The organism is Variovorax ureilyticus, assembly GCF_050632185.1.
Lineage (GTDB): Bacteria > Pseudomonadota > Gammaproteobacteria > Burkholderiales > Burkholderiaceae_C > Variovorax > Variovorax ureilyticus_A.
Genome location: NZ_CP192579.1, coordinates 3,519,139 through 3,540,223 on the forward strand (window position 1 = coordinate 3,519,139; position 21,085 = coordinate 3,540,223).

Sequence of the window (21,085 nt, forward strand, 5' to 3'; positions counted from 1 at the left end):
GCAGGCGCTCAAGCCACGGGCTTGAACACGCGCAGCCATTTCGGGGCGGGCAAACTCCAGCGAGTCTGGATGCTTTGCGCACGGTCGGCAAGCACCGGCCGCTTCGGCCGGCTGGCTTCTCGCTGCGCCAGCACGATCGTGTTGCCTTCGCGCGTCGGCTTGAAGGCCCAGACGGCTTCCTCGCCGAAGACAGCGACGATCTTCGCGAGACTGCGCTCGTAGCTCGAGGAGCGCCCGAAGAGGTTCACCGTCATGCAGCCGTCCTCGGTCAGGAGTGCGCGGCAGTCGGCATAGAAGTCCTCGCTGTCGAGCACCGGCGCCGCGGCCTCGTGATCGTAGAGATCGACCTGCAGCGCATCCACCGTGCCGAGCCATTGCGGCTTGCGGATCTCGGTGGCCGCATCGGCGACGACGACCTGCAGCTTCGCGTCGTCCGCCGGCAGCTTGAACCATCCCCGGCATGCCGCGACCACCTGCGGATTGAGCTCGATCGCGGTGGTGCGCATGCGCAGCTGCTTGCGGCAGAACTTCGTCAGGCTCGCGGCACCCAGCCCGAGCTGCATCGCATGGCGTTTAGCGACCTCGGCGGGATCGACGAAGAGCAGCCATGCCATCATGCGCTGCACGTATTCGAGCTCGATCTCGAAGGGCGCGTCGAGCTTCATCGAGCCCTGAACCCATTCCGTGCCCAGGTGCAGGTAGCGCACATCTCCCCAATCGGAGAAGTTGACCTCGGGGAGAGAAGCCTTCATGGGATGTCCAGATACCTTTCAAACACTTCGCGCCAGGCCGCCACCTTGCGCTCGAAACTCCACGATGCGTTGGCGGGACTCGACGACGGCAGCCGGTGCACCGGCACGCCCAGCGTGCGCGTGTGCCTGGCGTGCCGGAAGCTCTCGCCGCCGTTGTGCGCAATGGCGGTCAGCCTGGGCAGATGAAGGCCGGCGATGTCGTTGACGACCGCGTCGCGGATTGCCGAATCGAGGCTGCCTTCGCGCCGGCAGCTCGCGTAGACGTCCCACACGCCCAACCCTCGCTCGAGCAGCCAATTGCTACGCTTTTGATAGCTGTCATTGCCCACTGGGAGCGGGTTCGCGGGCCACAGAGCCTGCAAAATTTTCCAGAAATGATTCTGCGGGTGCGCATAATACCGCTGCTCCGCGATCGAACGTGCCCCCGGAAAGCTGCCGAGGATCAGCAAGGCGGTGTTCTCCGACACGATCGGCGCGAGGCCCGTGAGCACGGCGTCCGCGTCGACAGGGCGCGAGGCTGGCTTATCCATAACGCTTGCCGGTGTGAATCACCGGCACCTGTGAGGAGAAGAACTTGAATACGGAAGCGATCTGGACGTTCATAACGACGCAAGGCGTCGATTTTGGCCTGAAAGTCATTGGCGCCCTGATCGCCTGGGTCATCGGCCGATGGCTGATCGGCCTGGCCCAGAAGCTCGTCGGCAAGGCCATCGAGCGCGGCAAGCGCATGGACCCCACGCTGAGCAACTACCTGGTCTCGATCCTCGGCGTGATTCTCAACATCGTCCTGATCCTCGCGATCCTCGACATGTTCGGCATCCGCACCACCTCTTTCGCGGTGCTGCTGGCCGGCGCGGGCCTCGCGATCGGCACCGCCTGGGGCGGATTGCTCACGCACTTCGCGGCCGGCGTCTTCCTGCAGGTGCTGCGGCCGTACCGCGTGGGTGACTTCGTCACCGTCGGCGGCGTGACGGGCACCGTCAAGGAGCTGGGCCTCTTCGGCACCACGCTCATCTCGCCCGACAACACCGTCGTGACCGTCGGCAACAACAAAGTGCTGTCCGAGACGATCCAGAACTTCAGCACGCTGCAATGGCGGCGCGTCGACGTCACAGCCAAGATCGCCAACGGCGTGGACGTCGGCGACGCCATCCAGCGGCTCAAGGCCGCGGTGAGCGAGATCCCCAACGTCTCGAAGGAGCAGCCGCCGGACGTCGAGATCCTGCAGTTCACCGCGGAGGGCCCGCTGCTCGCGGTGCGCCCTTACACGCACACGGACCACTACTGGCAGGTGTACTTCGACACGCACCGCGCAATCGTCGAGACCTTCGGCGCGGCCGGCTACCCGACGCCGGAGACGCCGATGGTGCAGCGCCACCTCACGCAGCCACCCGCCAGGCCGGCATGACGCCCTAAAGCTCTGAAACGCGAAACCCGCCTTCCGGCGGGTTTCTTTCATTGCGGCGCGAGGAACTCAGGGCTTCTTCGCTTCGTTCTGGGTCTTCGCGTCGTGCTGGGCGGTGCCCGGAATCTGCTCACCGATCTTGTCGCCGGCCTTGCGCGTGGCATCGGCCGCCGCGCCGCCCGCGTCGCTCACGGCCTTGCCGGTGGCATTCGCACCGCGCTTGGTGGCGTCCCAGGCTTTCTCGCTGCCGCGCTTCGTGGCATCCCAGGCCTTTTCGCCGCCGTGTTCGGTGGCCTTCACCGCCTTCTTGGTGCCGCTCTTGGTGGAATCCCATGCTTCCTTGCCGGCGTGCTCCACCTTTTCGGTCGTCGATGGCGCGGTGGTGCTCTGCGCCATGGCCGGCAGTGCGACCGAAGCGACGGCGAGCGCAAATGCGGCGGGAAGGATGCGGATGGAAGTCTTGATCATCTTGGAAAGCTCCTTGGTCGATTGAAGTGACTATCACGCAACGACTGCGCAGAACCCAAGGATGACACCGAAATCCCACGTCCAGGCCGCTGCCGCGCAAGTCGGGCGATCAGCCTACGCGGTGCGCAGCATGTCCGCCGACACGTCGATCAGCGAAGACAGACGCGGCAGCGCTGCCACGGCGTTTCGGGTGGTCGCCTGGGCCAGCGCCTCCACCGACATGCCGCGCAGGTCGGCCACCACCTCGGCGATGCGGGGCAGTTCGCCCGGTTCGTTGCGGCCCTGCGGCTCGCCCGCCGCGCGCTGGGCTTGCGAGCGATACATCCATTGCGGCTGGATGTCGGGTGCATCGGTCTCCATGACGATCGCCTCCAGCGGCAGGGTCGCAGCCAGTCTTCGCAGCTGCAGAGCGCGCTCGAAAGTGACCGCGCCACCGAAGCCCAGCTTGAGCCCGAGTTCGATGCACGCCTGCGCCTGCTGCTCGCTGCCGTTGAAGGCATGCGCGATGCCGTGCCAGCGCTCGCCGGGCGCGACCTGCCGGAGGTGCTTGAGCACTTTGTCCACTGAACGGCGCACATGCATGATCACCGGCAGCCCATGCTTGCGCGCGAGTTGCAACTGAGTGCGAAAGAACGTTGCCTGCCGATCGGGGTCGAGTCCCGGGGCGAAGAAGTCGAGCCCGATCTCACCGACCGCGACCAGCCGCGGGTCGTCACGCTGGCGCTGCAGTTCGGCATCGAGCGCGTCCAGATGCTCATCCAGCGCCTGCCCGGTGCACATCGGATGGATGCCGAGGGCGTAGGCGTCGCCGTGAAGATGCGCGAGTTCCCGCACCTCGGCGAAGTTGAAGGCTGCCACCGCGGGAATCACGCACAGACCGACACCGACGCTCGCCGCGCGCGCCCTGATCCGGGGCATTTCGGCGCCGAATTCGGGTGCATCGAGATGGCAGTGGGTATCGACGAAGACAGCCATTTCGCGATCATGCCCGAAGGGCATGCAGACCTGTGGAAAGCGTGCTACCGTGCCTCCTCAAGCGTTCTCTTTGCCGGAGGTGCCCGATGCGCAGGCCTGCTTTCTACAGCCGCTCGCCCAGAGAGCCGCGCAGCGCGGCCCCATCCGGCGCGACCTTCGCACAGAATGCGTCGGACGGTTCCGACACGACGCCAACGCAACCCGCACAACCCGCCGCCGCACCCCAGCGCTGGCAGCCCGGACGCCGCAGCTTCGCGCTGTTGCTCGCGCTCGTCGTTGGCATGGGCGCCACCGGTGCGGTGATGTGGCCCAAGGCCAATCGCCAGCTCACGCAGAAAGACATCGACCAGGCGGTGCTGCGCACCTTGCACACCGCCACCCTGCCCTCGCCCGCAGCCAAGGCGGCCGAGATCATCCGACCCTCGGTGGTGCGCGTGGTGGGTTACGGCACCGAGAAGACCACGCCCGAAGCCAAGGCCGAAAAGCGTGGCCGCAATCTCGCCAAGGGCAAGCCTGCGGAGGCGCCTGCCGACGAAGCGGCCGGCCAGCAGGTGGAGCGCGGCGTCGGCACCGGCGTGGTGATCGTGGACAAGGGAATCATCCTGACCAACCTGCACGTGGTCGCAGGCTCCGAAACGATCAAGGTGACGTTCTTCGACGGCCTGGAATCGCCGGCCACGATCACCGGCGTGCAGCCCGAGAACGACCTCGCGGTGCTGCAAGCGCAGAAGCTGCCCGACGACCTCATCCCCGCCACGATGCGCTCGACCGCCGACCTCCAGCCGGGCGATCAGGTAGTGGCGGTCGGCTTTCCTTTCGGCATCGGGCCTTCAGTGTCGGCCGGCGTCGTCTCGGGGCTGAACCGCTCGTTCCGATCGCCCGAAGGCAAACAGGAACTCGCCAACCTGATCCAGTTCGACGCCGCGGCCAATCCGGGCAATTCGGGCGGTCCCCTCATCAACATGGATGGCGAGGTGCTCGGCATCGTCACCGCCATCCTCAACCCCACCCAGCAGCGCACCTTCATCGGCATCGGGTTCGCCGTGCCGATCGAGAACGCCGCCACCGCCGCCGGCTCTCCTCCCTTCTGACCCTTCGAAAGAAAGAGCACCGCATGAGCACCGAAACCGAATCGACCTCCGCATCCACGGCCGAGCTGATGGAGCAGATCCTCTATCAGGTCAAGCGCGTCGTCGTCGGCCAGGACCGGTTTCTCGAACGGGTGATGGTCGCCATGCTGGCCAACGGCCACCTGCTGGTCGAAGGCGTGCCGGGCCCGGCAAAGACGCTGACGGTCAAGACGCTGGCCGACACCGTGCGTGGGCAGTTCAAGCGCATCCAGTTCACGCCCGACCTGGTGCCGGCGGACCTGGTCGGCACGCGCATCTTCAACCAGAAGACCGGCGACTTCAGCACCTCGCTCGGCCCGGTCTTCGCCAACCTGCTGCTCGCCGACGAAATCAACCGCGCGCCGGCCAAGGTGCAGAGCGCATTGCTCGAAGTGATGCAGGAACGCCAGGTCACGATCGCCGGGGAGACGCATCCGGTGCCGCGCCCCTTCCTCGTGATGGCGACGCAGAACCCGATCGAGACCGAAGGCACCTACCCGTTGCCCGAGGCGCAGGTGGACCGCTTCATGATGAAGGTGCTTGTCGACTACCCGACGGACGAGGAAGAGTTCGTGATCGTCGAGCGCGTGATCGGCCCGCCGGTCGCGGCCGCGCCGGTAGCGACCACCGAGCAGCTCGCCGCGCTGCAAGCCGAAGCGCGGCGCGTGTACGTCGATCCATCGCTGATCCAGTACGCGGTCCGGCTCGTGTCGGCCACGCGCACGCCGGAGAAGCATGGCCTGAAGGATCTGCGCCGCTTCATCACGTACGGTGCGAGTCCGCGCGCCAGCATCAGCCTCACCGAAGGCGCGCGCGCGATGGCCCTTCTGCGCGGCCGGAGCTACGCGCTGCCCGAGGACATGACCGCGCTGGTGCCCGATGTGATGCGGCACCGCGTCACGCTGTCCTACGAAGGGCTCTCCGAGGGTTTCACGCCCGACAGCCTCATCGACAAAATCATGCGGGCCGTGCCCGCGCCCGCGAAGCCGCTCGAGCATGAAAAGCTGGTGGCCTAGGCGCGCGAAAGCCGCCAACGACGAAGCGCTCGCAGCCGCCGAAGCGGCGGCCGGCGGCGTCGAACGCGCGCTGCGCCGGCTCGAATGGACCGTGATCCGCCGTCTCGACGGCCTGCTGCAGGGCGACTACCGCACGCTGATGCGCGGCACCGGCCTCGACCTGGCCGACCTGCGCGAGTACCAGCACCATGACGACGTGCGGCACATCGACTGGAACGTCACCGCGCGGCTGCAGACGCCCTACGTGCGCGTGTTCACCGAAGACCGCGAGATGGCTGCGTGGTTCGTGCTCGACCTGAGCCGGTCCGTGGATTTCGGCTCCGGCACGCGCGCCAAGCGGGAGATCTCTGCCGGCTTCGTCGGCGTGATCGCGCGTCTGCTCACGCGGCACGGCAACCGCGTCGGTGCCATGCTCTACGGCACGGACGTCGAAGCCGTGATTCCCCCGCGCAGCGGCCGCCGCCATGTGCTGCAGCTGCTGCACGCCATGGAGCGGCGCTCTTCGAAGGCGGAAGTCGCCCAGCAGGGCATGACCCGGCTGGCCGAGCTGCTCAAGTCCGCCGCCGTGCTGATGCCGCGCCGCTCGACCGTGTTCGTGGTGTCCGATTTCCTGACCGAGCCCGGATGGGAACGTCCGCTCGGCCATCTGGCGCAACGCCACGATGTAGTCGCGGTTCGCCTGTTCGACCCGCTCGAACTCGAGCTCCCCGATCTCGGCCTGGTGCCGCTGCGCGACGCCGAAACCGGCGAGCAGCTGTGGGTCGACACGCACGATGCCGGCTTCCGCAAACGCTTCGCGCGGCTCGCGGCCGAGCGCGAAATCACGCTGCGCGAATCGCTTGCGAAGGCGAGCGTTGACACGATCGAACTCTCGACCGACGATGACTTGGTGGAGGCCATCGTGCGATTCGCCGACATGCGAAAGCGTCGCGTACGCACCGGGCTCGCAAACTCGACCGTGGTGGCAGCATGAATTTCCTCTGGCCCCAATTCCTCTGGCTGCTGCTGGCGCTGCCGCTGCTGGTGTTGCTGTACCTCTGGCTGCTGCGGCGCAAGAAGAAGCTCGCGCTGCGCTATGCGAGCCTGTCGATCGTGCGCGAGGCGATGGGCGCGGGCCAGACGATCCGCCGCCATATCCCGCCCTTCCTCTTCATGCTCGCGCTGGCTGCCATGCTGGTCGCCGCCGCGCGGCCGATGGCGGTGGTGGTGTTGCCGTCGAACCAGCAGACCATCATTCTCGCGATGGATGTCTCCGGCAGCATGCGTGCGGCCGACGTTCAGCCCAACCGTCTGGTCGCCGCGCAGGAGGCCGCGAAAAGCTTCCTGAAGGAACTGCCGCGCACCGTGAAGGTCGGCATCGTCGCATTCGCGGGCAGCGCGCAGGTGGCGCAGTTGCCGACCACCAATCGCGAAGACCTGGTCACCGCGATCGACTCCTTCCAGCTCCAGCGTGCGACGGCGACCGGCAACGCCATCGTGGTGTCGCTCGCCACGCTGTTCCCCGACGCGGGCATCGACATCTCCGACTTCGGCCCGCAAAGCCGCGAGCGCGGCACGCCGATCGACCGCGCGGGCAAGCCGCCACCGAAGGATTTCACGCCGGTCGCCCCGGGCTCGTACACCTCCGCCGCGATCATCATGCTGACCGACGGCCAGCGCACCACCGGCGTCGACCCGCTCGACGCGGCAAAGGCGGCGGCCGATCACGGCGTGCGCGTCTACACCGTGGGCATCGGCACCGTGGACGGCGAGACGATCGGCTTCGAAGGTTGGTCCATGCGCGTGCGCCTCGACGAGGAAACGCTCAAGGCCATCGCCAACAAGACGAACGCCGAGTATTTCTACGCCGGCACCGCCCACGACCTGAAGAAGGTCTACACCGCCCTGAGTTCGCGCCTCACGGTCGAGAAGAAGGAGACCGAAATCTCCGCGCTCTTCGCGATGGCGGCCGCCGGGCTCGCGCTGCTGTCCGCCGGGCTCTCGCTGCTCTGGTTCAACCGCATCCTCTGAGCCGCGGCGGTCCGCGCTTTACAGCTCCGCCTCACATTGCCCGCCGTGGACATTTGCCATGCGGCAGCGGCAATGTAATATGCGCCCCGCTCCTGCACCGCGGGGGTGCAAGGAGCCAAAGTGAAGACGCTGAAGCGTTCCAGTCTTTCGAAGTTCTTCGGCCTGGCGGGCGGCATTTGCTGTCTGCCCGTGGCCGCCCAGGTCAGCGATCCGGGTTCGACCTGGCAATTCGAGGTCACGCCCTACTTGTGGCTCTCGACCATGCCGCTGCGCGTGGACGTCGGCGCCTCGGGATCCAACGGAACCACCCCCCTTTCCCTGTCTTTCACACGGGTCTGGACTTCGCCGGCATGGGTGCCATCGAGGCGCGCAAGGGTCCATGGGGCGCGCTGGCGGACGTCCAGTACGTGAAACTCGGCGTGACGGGCTCGCCCGCGGTCGCGGCGCTGACGCCGTTCTCGAACCTCGACTTGACGTACACCCAGCAGATCTGGACCTTCCTTGGGCTCTATCGTTTGGCAGACGGCCCTGTCGTGGTCGACCTTCTCGGCGGCGCCCGCTATCTCCATGCCAAGACAGACCTCGAGGTCAGCACCCTGTCCCTGCCAGGGACAGTCGGTGGCACGCGGAGCAAGGGCTGGTGGGATGGCGTCGTCGGCGGCCGCGCGCTCATGCCGCTCGACGACAAGTGGTCGTTGCTGGGCTACCTCGATGCCGGAGGGGGCGGCTCCGAACTGAGCTGGCAGGCGATTGCCGGCGCGAACTACCGCTATTCGAACGCCACGACGTTCAAGTTCGGCTACCGCTATTTCCACTTCAAGCGCGACGACGCACCGGTGCTCAAGGCGACCATGGGAGGCCTGTACGCAGGCGTCGGCTTCAGGTTCTGAGCAGCAAGACTCAATCCACCAGCCGCCCGGCAGCCAGCCTCAGCACCCGATCGCACTTTGCCGCCAGGCTCTCGTCATGCGTCACCAGCACGAACGCGGTGCCGCGCTCGTGCGCCAGACGGAGCATCAGTGCAAACACCGCATCCGCCGTGGCGCGATCCAAGTTGCCGGTGGGTTCGTCCGCCAGCACGCAATCGGGCTGCGTGACCAGCGCGCGCGCGATCGCCACGCGCTGGCGCTCGCCGCCCGACAGTTCCGCCGGCCGATGCTGCAGGCGCTCGCCGAGACCCACGGCGCGCAGCATGTCGGCCGCGACCCGATGCGCCTCCACCGGCGGCATGCGGCGGATCCGCAGCGGCATCGCGACGTTGTCGAGCGCGGTGAATTCCGGCAGCAGATGATGGAACTGGTAGACGAAGCCGAGGTGCATGTTGCGCAGCCGCCCCTGCTCTGCGGCATCGACCAGCGCCATGTTCTCGCCATGCAGTTCGACGCTGCCGCTGGTGGGCGCATCGAGGCCGCCCATCAAATGCAGCAGCGTGCTCTTGCCCGAGCCGGACGCACCGACGACGGCCACCGTCTCGCCCGCATGCACGTCGAGGTCCACGCCGTGGAGCACGGTGAGGTCGATGCTGCGGCCTTCGTTGAAGCGCTTGGTCAGTCCGCGGACCTTCAGCACGACATTGTTCTTGTTCGCCTCACTCATAACGCAGCGCCTCCGCCGGGTTGACGCGGCTCGCACGCCAGCTCGGGTAGAGCGTGGCGACGAAGGCGAGGATCAGCGAGATCACGGTGATCGGGATGATGTCGCCGCGCTGCGGGTCGCTCGGCATCTGGCTGATGAGGTAGATGTCCTTCGGCAGGAAGCTGGCGTGGAAGAGCCGCTCCAGCGCCGGCACGATCACGTCGATGTTGTAGGCGATGCCCAGGCCCAGCAGCAGCCCTCCGAGCGTGCCCATGACGCCGACCATCGCGCCCTGCACGACGAAGATGCCCATGATGCTCTTCGGGCTCGAACCCAGCGTGCGCAGGATCGCGATGTCGGCGCGCTTGTCGGTCACCGTCATCACCAGCGTGGAGACGAGGTTGAACGCCGCCACGGCGACGATCAGCGTGAGGATGATGAACATCATGCGTTTCTCGACCTGCACCGCCGCGAACCATGTCTTGTTCGCGCGCGTCCAGTCGCGGATCAGGAACTGGCCCGGAAGCGTGGCGGCGAGTTCCTCGGCCACCTCGCGTGCCTGGTGCAGGTCCTTGAGCTTCAGGCGCACACCGCTCGGCCCTTCGAGGCGGAAGATGCGCGCAGCATCCTGCTCGTGGATCATCGCGAGCGACGAGTCGTACTCGTAATGGCCCGAATCGAAGGTGCCGACCACGGTGAACTGCTTGAGCCGCGGCACCACGCCGGCCGGCGTGACCTGCCCGCCCGGCGCGACGAGCGTGACCTGATCGCCTTCCCGCACGAAGAGCGATCGCGCGAGCTCGACGCCGAGCACGATGCCGAACTGGCCCGGCACCAGCTTGTCCAGCGCACCGTTCTGCGCCGTGGTGGAAAGATCGGTCACCTGCCCTTCGAGCTTGGGCTCGATGCCGCGGATGATCGCGCCCTTCATGTCCTCGCCGCGCGCGATCAGCGCCTGCGCGGCGATGAATGGCGCGACGCCGATCACCTGGGGATTCTTTCGCGCCTCGGCCATGATCGCGTCGATGTCGCCGAGCGCCTGGCCGTCGCGCGAGAAGATCTCGATGTGCGAGATCACGCCGAGCATGCGATCGGTCACTTCCTTCTGGAAGCCGTTCATCACGCTGAGCACGATGATCAGCGCCGCGACGCCGAGCGCGATGCCGAACATCGACACGCCGGAGATGAAGGAAATGAAGCCGTTGCGCCGCGTCGCCCGGCCGGCGCGCGTGTAACGCCAGCCAAGTTGCAGTTCGTAGGGAAGTCGCATAGGGGGAGGATTTTGGCATCCCGGACAATAGGCGTATGTCTGCGCTGCCCTCTCCCCGCCATTTGCTGATTCCCTTTGCCGGCCGCGGCTCGCCCGCCTGCCGCGAGGCCCTGGCGGGACTGCGGCTTCCGAAGCTCGAAGCGCTGCTCTCGCGCCTCGCGCTGGTCAGCGGCGACACGCAGGAGGACACCACCCTGTCGCCGCCGCACGAGCGAGCGCTGGCCAAGGCGCTCGGCATTTCCGCGGCCGACGGCCGCATTCCGTGGGCCGCGATGGAAGCCCGCAGGCTCGGCTTGCAACCCACCGACGCCGGCGCGAGTTGGGGCGCCGCGACGCTGTGCCACTGGCAGGTGGGCATCGACGACGTGGTGCTCGGCGATCCTTCGGCGATCGAGATCGATGCCGCCGAATCCGCGGCGCTGCTCGCGGTGGCACAGCCCTTCTTTGCCGAGGACGGCATCGCGTTGCACGCCTCATCGGTGCCGGGCCGCTGGCTCGCGTGCGGCAAGGTCTTCGAGGGACTGGCGACCGCGTCGATCGATCGCGCGGTGGGTTTCCCCATCTCGGAGTGGTCGCCGCTGTCCGATGCGACGCGGCCCCTGCGACGTCTCCAGAACGAAATGCAGATGCTCCTCTACACCGAGCGCGTGAACGACGAGCGCGCCGCGCGAGGCGTGCCGCCGATCAATTCCTTCTGGCTCAGCGGCACCGGCAGCCTGTCGGCCTCGTTCGCGGCCCGCCCTTCACCCGAGCCCGAGGTGGCCGATGCGTTGCGCGCACCTGCACTGCGCGACGACGGCGCCGCGTGGGCGGCCGCATGGCAGGCGCTCGACAGGGGTCCGATCTTCGAACTGCTCACGGCTTGCGTGAACGGCGCGGACGTGGCGATCACCCTCTGCGGCGACCGCGGCGCGCAGCGCTTCGGCGTGCAGTCGCGCGGCCTCGGGCAGCGCCTTCGCAGCGTGTTCAGCCGGCCGTCCCCCGCCGCTGTGCTGGGGGCGCTGTGATGCTGAAGATCATTGCCAGGGATATCCCCCCACGCAGCGCCTGGGCGCTCGAACAGGCCGGCGTACATCCGCTGCTCGCGCGTCTCTATGCGGCGCGCGGCGTGCTGAGCCGGGCCGAGCTCGACGACGGACTCGCCCTGCTGTTGCCGCCCGACACGCTGCGTGGCGCGCGCGAAGCCGCGGTGCTGCTTGCGGATGCGATCCGTGACGACAAGCGACTGTGCGTGGTCGCCGACTACGACTGCGACGGCGCGACCGCCTGCGCGGTCGCCATCCGGGGCCTCAGGCTGCTCGGCGCGAAGCATGCGAGCTACCTCGTGCCCGACCGCGTGACCGACGGCTATGGCCTCACGCCGCCGATCGCGCAGCGCGTGGCCGACAGCGGCGCGGACGTGCTCATCACCGTGGACAACGGCATCGCGAGCGTCGAGGGCGTCGCCGCCGCAAAGGCCCGCGGCCTCTCGGTGCTGGTGACCGACCACCACCTGCCCGGCGCCGAGTTGCCGGCTGCGGATGTGACGGTGAACCCGAACCAGCCCGGCTGCGCCTTCGAGAGCAAGAGCATCGCCGGCGTCGGCGTGATGTTCTACGTGCTGATGGCCCTGCGCTCCGAACTGCGCGAGCGCGGCGTGTTCGACAAGGCGCAGCAGCCCAAGCTCGACGCACTGCTGCCGCTGGTGGCGCTCGGCACGGTAGCCGACGTGGTGCGGCTCGATGCCAACAACCGCCGCCTGGTCGCTCAGGGCCTGCGCCGCATCCGCGCGGGCGCGATGCCCGTCGGCATCGCAGCGCTGTTCAAGGCCGCGGGCCGCAACACGGCGATCGCGACCACCTTCGACTTCGGCTTCGCGCTCGGCCCGCGCATCAATGCGGCCGGCCGGCTGGCCGACATGACGCTCGGCATCGAATGCCTGCTGACCGACGACGCCGGCCGCGCAGACGAGCTCGCGCGCATGCTCGACGGCATCAACCGCGAGCGCCGCGACATCGAGGGCGGCATGCGCGACCAGGCGCTGCGGCTGGCCGAGTCCATGTTCGACGACACCCAGCAGCCGCCGGCTGCCATCAGCGTGTTCGGCGCCGACTTCCACGAGGGTGTGGTGGGCATCGTGGCCTCTCGCATCAAGGAGCGATTCCACCGGCCGACCTTCGTGTTCGCAGCCAGCGGCGCGGACGGCAAGGAACATGAACTCAAGGGCTCGGGCCGCTCCATTCCGGGCTTTCATCTGCGCGATGCCCTCGACCTCGTCGCCAAGCGGCACCCCGGCGTGCTGCTGCGCTTCGGCGGCCATGCGATGGCGGCGGGATGCACCGTCGCGCGCGAGCAGTTCCCTGTGTTCGAGAAGGCGCTCGCGCAGGTGGCGCAGGAGTGGCTCGACGCGGCCACGCTCACGCGCAGGCTCGACACCGACGGGCCGCTCGCGCCCGAGTACCTGCGCGTCGATCTGGTCGACACGCTGCATCGCGAGGTGTGGGGGCAGGGCTTCGCACCGCCGACCTTCAGCGAGGAGGTCGAGGTCATCTCGCAGCGGCTGGTGGGCGAAAAGCACCTCGCGCTCAAGCTCAGGCACCAGGGCAAGCCGGTGGACGGCATGTGGTTCGGGCACACCGAGCCGCTGCCGGCGCGCGTGACGATCGCGTATCGCCTCGACGCCGATGAATGGCAGGGCGTGCGGCGCGTGCGCTTTCTGCTCGAAGGCGCGGAAGTCTGACGCGCTCAGGACGGCGACCGCGACCGCCGGTTGCGGCTCTCGGCTTCCGCCGCGCGCGCCTCGTGGTCCTTCGCAATGGCCGCGATGATGTTCGCATCGCGCTGGCGTCTCGAAAGGGGCGGCTGGTCGTCCTCACCCTCGGCCGCGGTCACCACCACGATCTCCTCCACGCAGACAGGCGGGACGTCTTCCACCGCGCCGCGCAGCGCTTCCATGACGTGCGCGGTTCCGTGCGGCGATTGCAGGTCGATGAGGATGCGGCGCGCTCCGAAGGCGCGTGCGTTGACCTGGAGAAAGTCCGCGAGATGCGCGCGAAGCTCCGACCAGTGGAGCTTGTCCCAGATCACCTTGCGCGGTACCGCGCTGAGCGGCAGCGGAAAGAAGGTGGCCGCCTCGTCGCGCTGGTTGATGCGGCTGACGATCTCCTCGACCTGGTCGCGCGGAACACGGCGCTTCGTGTAGTGAGGCAGGGGGCCGAAGCCGGAGTCGGCGTACGTCAGCACGTGGTAGTCGGAGATCGGGCCTTCGACCTTGTTCGACGGGGTCCGCACGATTCGCATGGCGAGCCTTTCGCGGGTGGTGTTCGAAGGCGAATCAGTGTGCAAGGATGCTTCGGATCGCGACATAGCGTTGTCAGTCCTCACTTGCTGGAAGCGTGAACTACATCACGGTTGGATGAAGCAGCCATGACCCGCGGCCGGTGCACGCCGCGCATTGCGGGAACGCCCATCTTGTCTCCTGCGCTGTTGCGACGAGGCGGAGTCTGCCTTCGGAGGCGGGGCTTGCACATCCGCCGTTCGGGGGATGCATGCGCTCACTTGGCCCGGACGCAGGGCGTAGGCCATGCTGCCGGCACGGCCCCCCATCAGCCGGCTCAGAAGCCGCGGAACTCGTGGTTGAGGCCGATCGCGTAGCCCCAGACGCCCTGCGGCCCGCTGCGCGAGGCGCTCACGTCGATGCTGATCGACGGGTTCAGGCTCCAGCGCAGCCCGCCGCGCGAGGTCCAAGCGCCGATCGCGCGGAAGCGCTCGAAGATCAGCGACACGGTGTCATTCAGCGCCCATTCGGCCTGGAGACCGCCGCGGCCAGTGCGCTCGCCGGTGCCGGTGGCCCAGTCCGCGCCCACGTTCGCGTGGATCCACAGGCTGTCGAGCGCCCGCCAGCTGACCGGGATCACCAGTTGTCCGCCGATGTGTCGGCCGCGTGTCGTATCGAAGGTCATGGCCGCCGACACGGCCGCCGCGAGCCGTGCCTCGGGATCCTGGCCGAGGAAGGTCCACTTGACCTGCGGCTCCAGGAAGTAGGCATGTTCGCCGGAGGTCGAGTAGCGGTCGATGTTCAGGCCCAGTTCGACCGGACCGACCCGGCAGGCCGGCCCGAAGTGGTAGTCCGTGACTTTGCTTTCGCCGAAGCGGCCGCCCCAGACCTCGTACTGGCAGCGACCGGGGTCCAGCGTGCCTGCGTCGTCAACGTCGAAATGCCCGCCCGCTTGCGAAGCGGAGGCAAGGGAGAAGAGCAAGGCGGCGGGGACCCGTCTGAACATGCCGGCGGATTCTATGGAGTCCAGTTGAAAGATCGGCGACACCGAACCACGACATACCCTTCCAGCTTCGCCATAGAAAAAGCCGCCCGAAGACGGCAGCTTTTTTCCGCACTCCGAATGAGCAAGCCACTCGGCGTTGCGCGTTAGCGGTGCAGAGGGCGGCTCGAGCCCGGCGAAGGGGTCAAGTTCTTCGCGAAGGTGCGCCGCCGATCACGCGCCCCCTCTCGCTGGCAAGCGGCGCCCAAGATCCGTCGATCGAAAGAATCTCACTTCGGTACGTCGCTGTCGCCTGCGTAGCGTCTTACAAGTCCACACTCTCTTCGACGACCTTGCGTCCATTGATGGATTGAACCGGGCGATGGTTGTCCCGGAACAGCTTCTGGAATGCGCGGATCTGCTTGGACGACATCTCAATCGGCTGTTCGAGCACCACCCAATTGACGCTCTCCGAACACGGTGGCGTGGTCAGGGACCCGCTGTACACAAACGCCTTGTGGCTTGGCGGCATCAACGCCGCAAGGTCGACCTCCACATCGTGCGAGGCACCCTCCGAGCCCGGCAGGTTGGCGAACAGCGGAGCGAGCACCTCATTCTGTTTGCCTGCCTTGATGAACACGCCCACGACGGTGATCCTGCCGCCACTGTCCTTGCTGACCAGGTGCATTTCCATCGGGAACGACTTTCCATCGAAGTGATGCTCGCTCGGCGTATGGAAATGGAACTGCGCCAATTGGTAGTCCGCTCCCTTGAACGCGATTGTGTGTTGGGCGCCGTCGCTCACATCCACCTGGAGGGTGTGGCCGTTGTTGACCATTTTTCCGGCCACCTTGCCGAAGTGGATGGCGGCATCTTGGTCGGCCATTGAACTGGCCTTGCGCTCCTGAAGATCGATGGGAGACTGCTGGTGCCCGGCACCGCAGAGTCGGTTCTCTTCGGAAAGCGCTGCCCATTCCTTTGGGCCTTTGCCGCTACCGTAGGACCAGTGCGCGTGCTCGGTTGCGGAGGCTGCAGCGCAGAGGCCAAAGGCAATGACGCCGGCAATAACGAGGCGGTCGAGACGAAGCATTGGAGCGATCCCTTGAACGATAAGAATTGAATGGAGTCCGCCAAGCGCACCGGCGCACGAGAACGGAACCTTTGAAGTCTCGGTCAAAGAAGGTGAAAAACGCATCCTCTTGAATTGAGACTTTTCTGATTTTTCGCCTTGGCCCCGCACTGGCGCAGCGGCACGGCGCGAGCAAGCCCGGGCTATCGACCGAAGGCGGACGGCTGGCCGGTGGCGGCCTCAGATCTCGAACTGCGGCTGCAACTCGCGAATGCGCTTCATCGCCACGCCGGCTGCGGCGGTGCGCGTCTCCACGCCGAGCTTGACGTAGACGCGCTCAAGGTGTTTCTTGGCGGTCGCCGGGCTGCTGCCGAGGATCTCGCCGATGTCCTTATTGGTCTTGCCCTTGACCACCCAGTACAACACCTCGGCTTCACGCGTGGTGAGCTTGAGGCTCAGGCTCATGGCCTCGATCACCGCGGTGTCGGACACCTCCCGCATGATGATGAGCCACTCGCCCCCGCCGTCATCCTGGCCGGTCTGCCGGTGCAGCCGCAGGTTGAGGCTGGCCGCGCCGTGGGCGATCGACAGCACAGGCGGCTCGACCTGCCGCTCCGCCGCATCGGGCAGATGACGTTGCAGCCATTCGATCACCGCAGGCGGCGTCACGGGCGCGGTGGTGCCGCAATAGCGCAGCAGCAGCTCGCGCGCGAGCACGGTCTGCCAGATCAGCCTGCCCTCCGGCATGCGCACCGTGAAGCTCGCATAACCGAACGCATCGAGCGCATTGCGCGCCTGCCCGGCCTGTCGCGCATGCTGCCGCGCGCGGCGTGCGCCCTGCAGGTGCACGTTCATGCGCGCGAGCACTTCCTTGGGCTTGATCGGCTTGGTGACGTAGTCGACGCCGCCGGCCTCCAGCGCCGCCACGAGATGCTCGGTCTCGGTGAGCCCGGTCATGAAGACGATCGGGATGTGCGCGGTCGCCGCATCGGCCTTGAGGCGGCGCGCGACCTCGAAACCGTCGATGCCCGGCATCATCGCGTCGAGCAGGATGATGTCAGGCATGGCCTGCGCAGCCCGCTGCAAGGCCTGCTCACCGCTGGTGGCGACGAGCACGGTGTAGCCCGACTCATCGAGCGCATCGTGCAGCACCGCGAGGTTGTCGGGCACGTCGTCGACGATGAGCACGAGGTCGCTGTTGCCCGCGATCTGGCGTGCCAGGGTACTCACGGGTCCACCCTTGTCTGGCGGGGGCCGCCGCGCTCGGCCGCCCGGAGCGGCCGGCCCGCCCCCGGAAGGGGGTTGGCGGAGACACGCAGTGCGGAGCCTGGGGGAGAGCACATCTTTTCGAACTGGAACTGGCGGGCGAGCGTTCGCTGGGCGGAAGTCCATTCCGCGCACTCGGGCTGGGCTGCATCGATCTCGTCAAGCTGGTTCATGATTCCGCGAAAGTAGCCGAGGCTCACGGCCTCTTCGAGTGCGCGAAGGCGCTCCGGCGTGGGCACGAAGATGCGCGACGGCTGCGGGGCGGGGGCCGGCGTCGCCGCGTCGTCGGTCCAATGCAGGGCAAGCCGGCGCTCGAGCCAATCCAGCAACTCGCTGTGCCGCACCGGCTTGACGAAGAAGTCCTCGGGGGTGATGCCGACATCGTTCTCCAGCCGCTTGTCGAAGGCGTTGGCCGAGACAATCGCGACCGCGGCGTCAGCGAGCCCCAGTGCGCGCGAGCGGCGGATGGTCTCCCATCCGTCGATGCCCGGCATCGCGAGGTCGACGAACATCGCATCGGGACGCCAGCCGGCCGCAATCAGGTCGAGCGCATCGTGGCCGCTCGCGGCGGTGCGCAGTTCGAAGCCCAGCGGCGCCAGCAGATCCACCAGCAGTTCGCGATCGGCCTCCTCGTTGTCGACCACCAGCAAGCGCCGGCGCTTGCCTTCGTAGCCCCGGCGTGCGCGTGGCGCGTGCACGCGGCGCGCACTTGCAATGGGCGCCTCGTGCACATGCGGCAGGAACAGGCGCACGCGGAACATCGAGCCCACGCCCGGCGCGCTCTGCACCGTCATCTCGCCGCCCATGAGGTCGATCAGCATCTTCGCGATCGTCAACCCGAGCCCCGCGCCCGACGCCGCACCGGCGGCGGTCGATCCACGCGCGAAGGGCTCGAAGATGCGGCCCAGTTCCTCGGGCGACATGCCGGGGCCGGTGTCCTCGATCTCGATCGCGGCGAACTCGCGCGCGTAGCGCACACGCAGCGCAACCTCGCCGGCCGTGGTGAACTTGATCGCGTTGCCCAGCAGGTTGATGAGGATCTGCCGCACGCGCTTCTCGTCGGCGCGCACCACCTCCGGCAGCGTGCCGGTCGGCTCGAAGCGGAAAGCCGGGCCCTTTTCGAGCGCCTGCAACTCGAACATGTCCGCAAGCTCGCGCATGACTTCGGCGAACTGCATCGGCTTCGCGCTGAGCGTGAGCTTGCCGGCCTCGATGTGCGCGATGTCGAGCGTGCCCTCGATCAGCGACAGCAGGTGCTCGCCGCCGCGCTTGATCACCGCGACCGCCTGCCGGCGGTGCGGCGGCACTGCGGTGTCCTCGCCCATGAGCTGCGCGTAGCCCAGGATGCTGTTGAGCGGCGTGCGCAACTCGTGGCTGATGGCGCTGATGTAGCGGCTCTTGGCCTGGTTGGCCTGCTCGGCTGTGCGCTTGGCTTCCTGCAGCGCGCGATCGGTCTCGCGGTGCAGCTCGATCTCGCGCATCAGCAAGTGCGTCTGCCGGTTCGATTCCTCCTGCGCCACCTTGCGACTCTGGTGCGCGAGCACCAGCCACCACGCGACGATGCCGGCGATCAGCAGCAGCGCCATGTAGGCCTTGAAGAAGCCGGAGCGCAGCGCGGCAGGCTGCATGTCGAGCATCGCGCCCTCGGTCAGCGCGCCTTCGGCCAGCGCGCGCAGTTCCTGCTGGTAGAGCACGCCGAACACCGCCGCAAGCAACGGCGCGAGGATCAGCATCAGCAGCAGGAAGTGCCCGAGCCCCGTATCGAGATAGGGCCAGACGCGGCGCGGCAGCAGCCAGCGCAGCGCGCCGGACCATTGCGCCGAGAGGCTCGCCGCCGGCTTGCACAGATCGCCGCAGCGCGCATCGAGCGTGCAGCACAGCGAGCAGATCGGGCCCTGGTAGGCGGGGCAATGCGCCATGTCCGGGCCTTCGTAGTCGCGCTCGCAGATGGCGCAGCGCTGCACGGTCAGGCGCTGGTAGCGACCGGCGTCGGCTTCGACGCGCGCCCAGTGAACCGCGCCGCTGGAGGAGCGCGCGATGTAGTACTTGCCGCGCGTGGCCCACGCGATCACGGGCGAAGCGACGAACGCGGTACCCAGCGCGATCAATGCCGAGAACGCCTGCGCCAGCGCCCCGAACACGCCGAGGTGCGCGGTAATCGACACCACCGATGCCAGCGCCATCGCCCCGACACCGACGGGGTTGATGTCCCAGAGGTGCGCGCGCTTGAACTCGATGCCCGGCGGCGAGAGGCCAAGCGGCTTGTTGATGACCAGATCGGCCACCACCGCCATCATCCAGGCGATCGCGATGTTGGCGTAGAGCCCGAGCACGTCGCCCAGCGCCTCGAACACGTTCATCTCCATGAGCATGAAGGCGATGAGCGCGTTGAAGACCACCCACACGACGCGGCCGGGGTGGCTGTGCGTGACGCGCGAGAAGAAGTTGCTCCATGCGAGCGAACCCGCGTAGGCGTTGGTGACGTTGATCTTCAGCTGCGAGATCACCACGAACACCGCGGTCGCGATCACCGCCCAGCCGTAGTTCGGGAACACGTACTCGTAGGCGGCGAGGTACATCTGGTTCGGATCGATCGCGCGTTCGGGCGGCACCATGTGGCTGATCGCGAGGTACGCGAGCAACGCGCCGCCCAGCATCTTGAGCACGCCCAGCACCACCCAGCCGGGCCCGCCAGCCAGCACACCGGCCCACCAGCGCCCGCGATGGGCCGGCGTGCACGCCGGCATGAAGCGGAGGTAGTCCGCCTGCTCGCCCATCTGCGTGATGAGCGCGATGCCAACAGTCAATCCGGCACCGAAGAGGTGCAGATCGAACCCGATCGACGACGACTTCACACCGACATAGTGCGCGATGCCCGAGAACGCACCAGGATCGCGCACCAGCACATAGCCGAAGGGCACTACCAGCATCAGAAGCCAGATGGGCTGCGTCCAGACCTGAAGGCGGCTGATCGCGGAAATGCCGTGCGTCACCAGCGGGATCACGACCAGCGCACAGACGAGGTAGCCCCACACCGGCGGGATGCCCAGCGCCAGTTCCAGCGCATAGGCCATCACCGCCGCTTCGAGCGCGAAGAAGATGAAGGTGAAGCAGGCATAGATCAACGAGGTGAGCGTCGAACCGATATAGCCGAAGCCCGCGCCGCGCGTGAGCAGGTCCATGTCCACGCCATAGCGCGCCGCGTAGACGCTGATCGGCAGCCCCGCGAGGAAGATGATGAGCCCGGTGACGAGGATGGCCCAGAAGGCGTTGACGAAGCCGTACTGCACCAGCAGCGTCGCGCCGACCGCCTCGAGGATGAGGAAGGACGCTGCGCCCCCGAAGGCGGTGCTCGCCACGCGCCATTCGGGCATGCGGCGGAAGCGCTGCGGAGTGAAGCGCAGCGCGTAGTCCTCGAGCGTCTCGCGGGCGACCCAGCTGTTGTAGTCGCGCCGGACCTTGACGATGCGCTGCGGCGCGTCGTCGGTCGGAGCGGGGGAACGGCGGTCGGGTGCACGGGGAAACGGTGCAACAGTCATGCCACGGCACGACTGTTGCAAAGCAACTGGCCTGCCCATCATGACCGCGCAGAAAAAGCGCCAAGGTCCACCCATGGAACTGACACCGAGAGAAAAAGACAAGCTCCTCATCTTCACCGCCGCCCTGCTGGCCGAACGGCGCCGCGCGCGCGGCCTCAAGCTCAACTACCCCGAAGCGGTGGCCATGATCTCCGCTGCGGTCATGGAAGGCGCGCGCGACGGCAAGAGCGTGGCCGCGCTCATGAGCGAAGGCCGCGAGGTGCTGACCCGCGCGGACGTCATGGAAGGCGTGCCGGAAATGATTCCGGACATCCAGGTCGAAGCGACCTTCCCGGACGGTACCAAGCTGGTCACCGTCCATCAGCCGATCGTCTGAAGCGCCCCGAACAACCA

At 67.3% G+C, this 21,085-nt stretch carries 20 protein-coding genes; 9 read left to right on the plus strand and 11 right to left on the minus strand.

All coding sequences use genetic code 11. The features are described from left to right. Nucleotides 1-8: 8 nt before the first annotated feature. Nucleotides 9-752: a spermidine synthase gene (locus tag ACQ858_RS17285; protein ID WP_431273863.1), complete on the minus strand. Its 744-nt coding sequence runs from the start codon at nt 750-752 to the stop codon at nt 9-11. Next, nucleotides 749-1,282, minus strand: coding sequence for a DNA-deoxyinosine glycosylase (locus ACQ858_RS17290; protein WP_431273864.1), 534 nt, complete (start codon nt 1,280-1,282; stop codon nt 749-751). The genes ACQ858_RS17285 and ACQ858_RS17290 overlap by 4 nt, the downstream gene beginning before the upstream one ends. A gap of 44 nt (nt 1,283-1,326) precedes the next feature. On the opposite strand from ACQ858_RS17290, the gene ACQ858_RS17295 reads away from it, so the two are divergent. After that, on the plus strand, nt 1,327-2,160 hold the full coding sequence (locus tag ACQ858_RS17295) for a mechanosensitive ion channel family protein (protein WP_431273865.1): 834 nt from the start codon (nt 1,327-1,329) through the stop codon (nt 2,158-2,160). Nucleotides 2,161-2,226: 66 nt separating this feature from the next. Here ACQ858_RS17295 and ACQ858_RS17300 read toward each other — a convergent pair whose 3' ends face one another. Further along, on the minus strand, nt 2,227-2,625 hold the full coding sequence (locus tag ACQ858_RS17300) for a hypothetical protein (protein WP_431273866.1): 399 nt from the start codon (nt 2,623-2,625) through the stop codon (nt 2,227-2,229). 114 nt (nt 2,626-2,739) lie between these two features. Then, nucleotides 2,740-3,600 (minus strand): TatD family hydrolase, encoded by an 861-nt coding sequence (locus tag ACQ858_RS17305; protein WP_431273867.1) that lies wholly within the window; start codon nt 3,598-3,600, stop codon nt 2,740-2,742. Between the two features lie 86 nt (nt 3,601-3,686). Here ACQ858_RS17305 and ACQ858_RS17310 point away from each other — a divergent pair, with 86 nt between their 5' ends. From ACQ858_RS17310 to ACQ858_RS17330, 5 genes are all read left to right on the plus strand, one after another. Continuing rightward, a complete protein-coding gene (locus tag ACQ858_RS17310) occupies nt 3,687-4,691 on the plus strand; it encodes a S1C family serine protease (RefSeq protein ID WP_431273868.1) in 1,005 nt (334 codons plus the stop codon). Between the two features lie 23 nt (nt 4,692-4,714). Next, nucleotides 4,715-5,725, plus strand: a complete 1,011-nt coding sequence (locus ACQ858_RS17315) for an AAA family ATPase (protein WP_431273869.1) — start codon at nt 4,715-4,717, stop codon at nt 5,723-5,725. Further along, nucleotides 5,706-6,698, plus strand: a complete 993-nt coding sequence (locus ACQ858_RS17320) for a DUF58 domain-containing protein (protein ID WP_431273870.1) — start codon at nt 5,706-5,708, stop codon at nt 6,696-6,698. Before ACQ858_RS17315 ends, ACQ858_RS17320 begins: the two co-directional genes overlap by 20 nt. Further along, nucleotides 6,695-7,735: a VWA domain-containing protein gene (locus tag ACQ858_RS17325; protein WP_431273871.1), complete on the plus strand. Its 1,041-nt coding sequence runs from the start codon at nt 6,695-6,697 to the stop codon at nt 7,733-7,735. Before ACQ858_RS17320 ends, ACQ858_RS17325 begins: the two co-directional genes overlap by 4 nt. 350 nt (nt 7,736-8,085) lie before the next feature. After that, complete coding sequence (locus ACQ858_RS17330) at nt 8,086-8,625, plus strand: hypothetical protein (protein WP_431273872.1); 540 nt, start codon at nt 8,086-8,088, stop codon at nt 8,623-8,625. A gap of 10 nt (nt 8,626-8,635) precedes the next feature. Here the strand turns inward: ACQ858_RS17330 and lolD are convergent, their stop codons facing one another. Both lolD and ACQ858_RS17340 read right to left on the minus strand, forming a co-directional pair. Beyond that, nucleotides 8,636-9,331 (minus strand): lipoprotein-releasing ABC transporter ATP-binding protein LolD, encoded by a 696-nt coding sequence (gene lolD, locus ACQ858_RS17335; protein WP_431273873.1) that lies wholly within the window; start codon nt 9,329-9,331, stop codon nt 8,636-8,638. Further along, complete coding sequence (locus ACQ858_RS17340; protein ID WP_431273874.1) at nt 9,324-10,580, minus strand: lipoprotein-releasing ABC transporter permease subunit; 1,257 nt, start codon at nt 10,578-10,580, stop codon at nt 9,324-9,326. Before ACQ858_RS17340 ends, lolD begins: the two co-directional genes overlap by 8 nt. A gap of 35 nt (nt 10,581-10,615) precedes the next feature. On the opposite strand from ACQ858_RS17340, the gene ACQ858_RS17345 reads away from it, so the two are divergent. Beyond that, nucleotides 10,616-11,587, plus strand: a complete 972-nt coding sequence (locus tag ACQ858_RS17345) for a hypothetical protein (RefSeq protein WP_431273875.1) — start codon at nt 10,616-10,618, stop codon at nt 11,585-11,587. A 2-nt stretch (nt 11,588-11,589) separates the two neighbouring features. Further along, nucleotides 11,590-13,299, plus strand: coding sequence for a single-stranded-DNA-specific exonuclease RecJ (recJ, locus tag ACQ858_RS17350; RefSeq protein WP_431276887.1), 1,710 nt, complete (start codon nt 11,590-11,592; stop codon nt 13,297-13,299). A 5-nt stretch (nt 13,300-13,304) separates the two neighbouring features. On the opposite strand, the gene ACQ858_RS17355 is transcribed toward recJ, so the two are convergent. The 5 genes from ACQ858_RS17355 to ACQ858_RS17375 form a co-directional block, all read right to left on the minus strand. After that, a complete protein-coding gene (locus tag ACQ858_RS17355) occupies nt 13,305-13,859 on the minus strand; it encodes a hypothetical protein (protein WP_431273876.1) in 555 nt (184 codons plus the stop codon). A 314-nt stretch (nt 13,860-14,173) separates the two neighbouring features. Continuing rightward, nucleotides 14,174-14,842, minus strand: a complete 669-nt coding sequence (locus ACQ858_RS17360; protein WP_431273877.1) for a hypothetical protein — start codon at nt 14,840-14,842, stop codon at nt 14,174-14,176. Nucleotides 14,843-15,143: 301 nt separating this feature from the next. Continuing rightward, the gene (locus ACQ858_RS17365) at nt 15,144-15,908 is read right to left on the minus strand and encodes a carbonic anhydrase (protein WP_431273878.1); all 765 of its coding nucleotides are present in this window, start codon (nt 15,906-15,908) and stop codon (nt 15,144-15,146) included. 219 nt (nt 15,909-16,127) lie between these two features. Beyond that, complete coding sequence (locus ACQ858_RS17370; protein ID WP_431273879.1) at nt 16,128-17,117, minus strand: response regulator transcription factor; 990 nt, start codon at nt 17,115-17,117, stop codon at nt 16,128-16,130. Further along, complete coding sequence (locus ACQ858_RS17375; RefSeq protein WP_431273880.1) at nt 17,114-20,692, minus strand: hybrid sensor histidine kinase/response regulator; 3,579 nt, start codon at nt 20,690-20,692, stop codon at nt 17,114-17,116. The genes ACQ858_RS17370 and ACQ858_RS17375 overlap by 4 nt, the downstream gene beginning before the upstream one ends. Before the next feature lie 73 nt (nt 20,693-20,765). On the opposite strand from ACQ858_RS17375, the gene ACQ858_RS17380 reads away from it, so the two are divergent. After that, nucleotides 20,766-21,068 carry an urease subunit gamma gene (locus ACQ858_RS17380; RefSeq protein ID WP_431273881.1) on the plus strand — a complete coding sequence of 101 codons (303 nt, stop codon included), beginning with the start codon at nt 20,766-20,768 and terminating at the stop codon, nt 21,066-21,068. Nucleotides 21,069-21,085 lie beyond the last annotated feature (17 nt).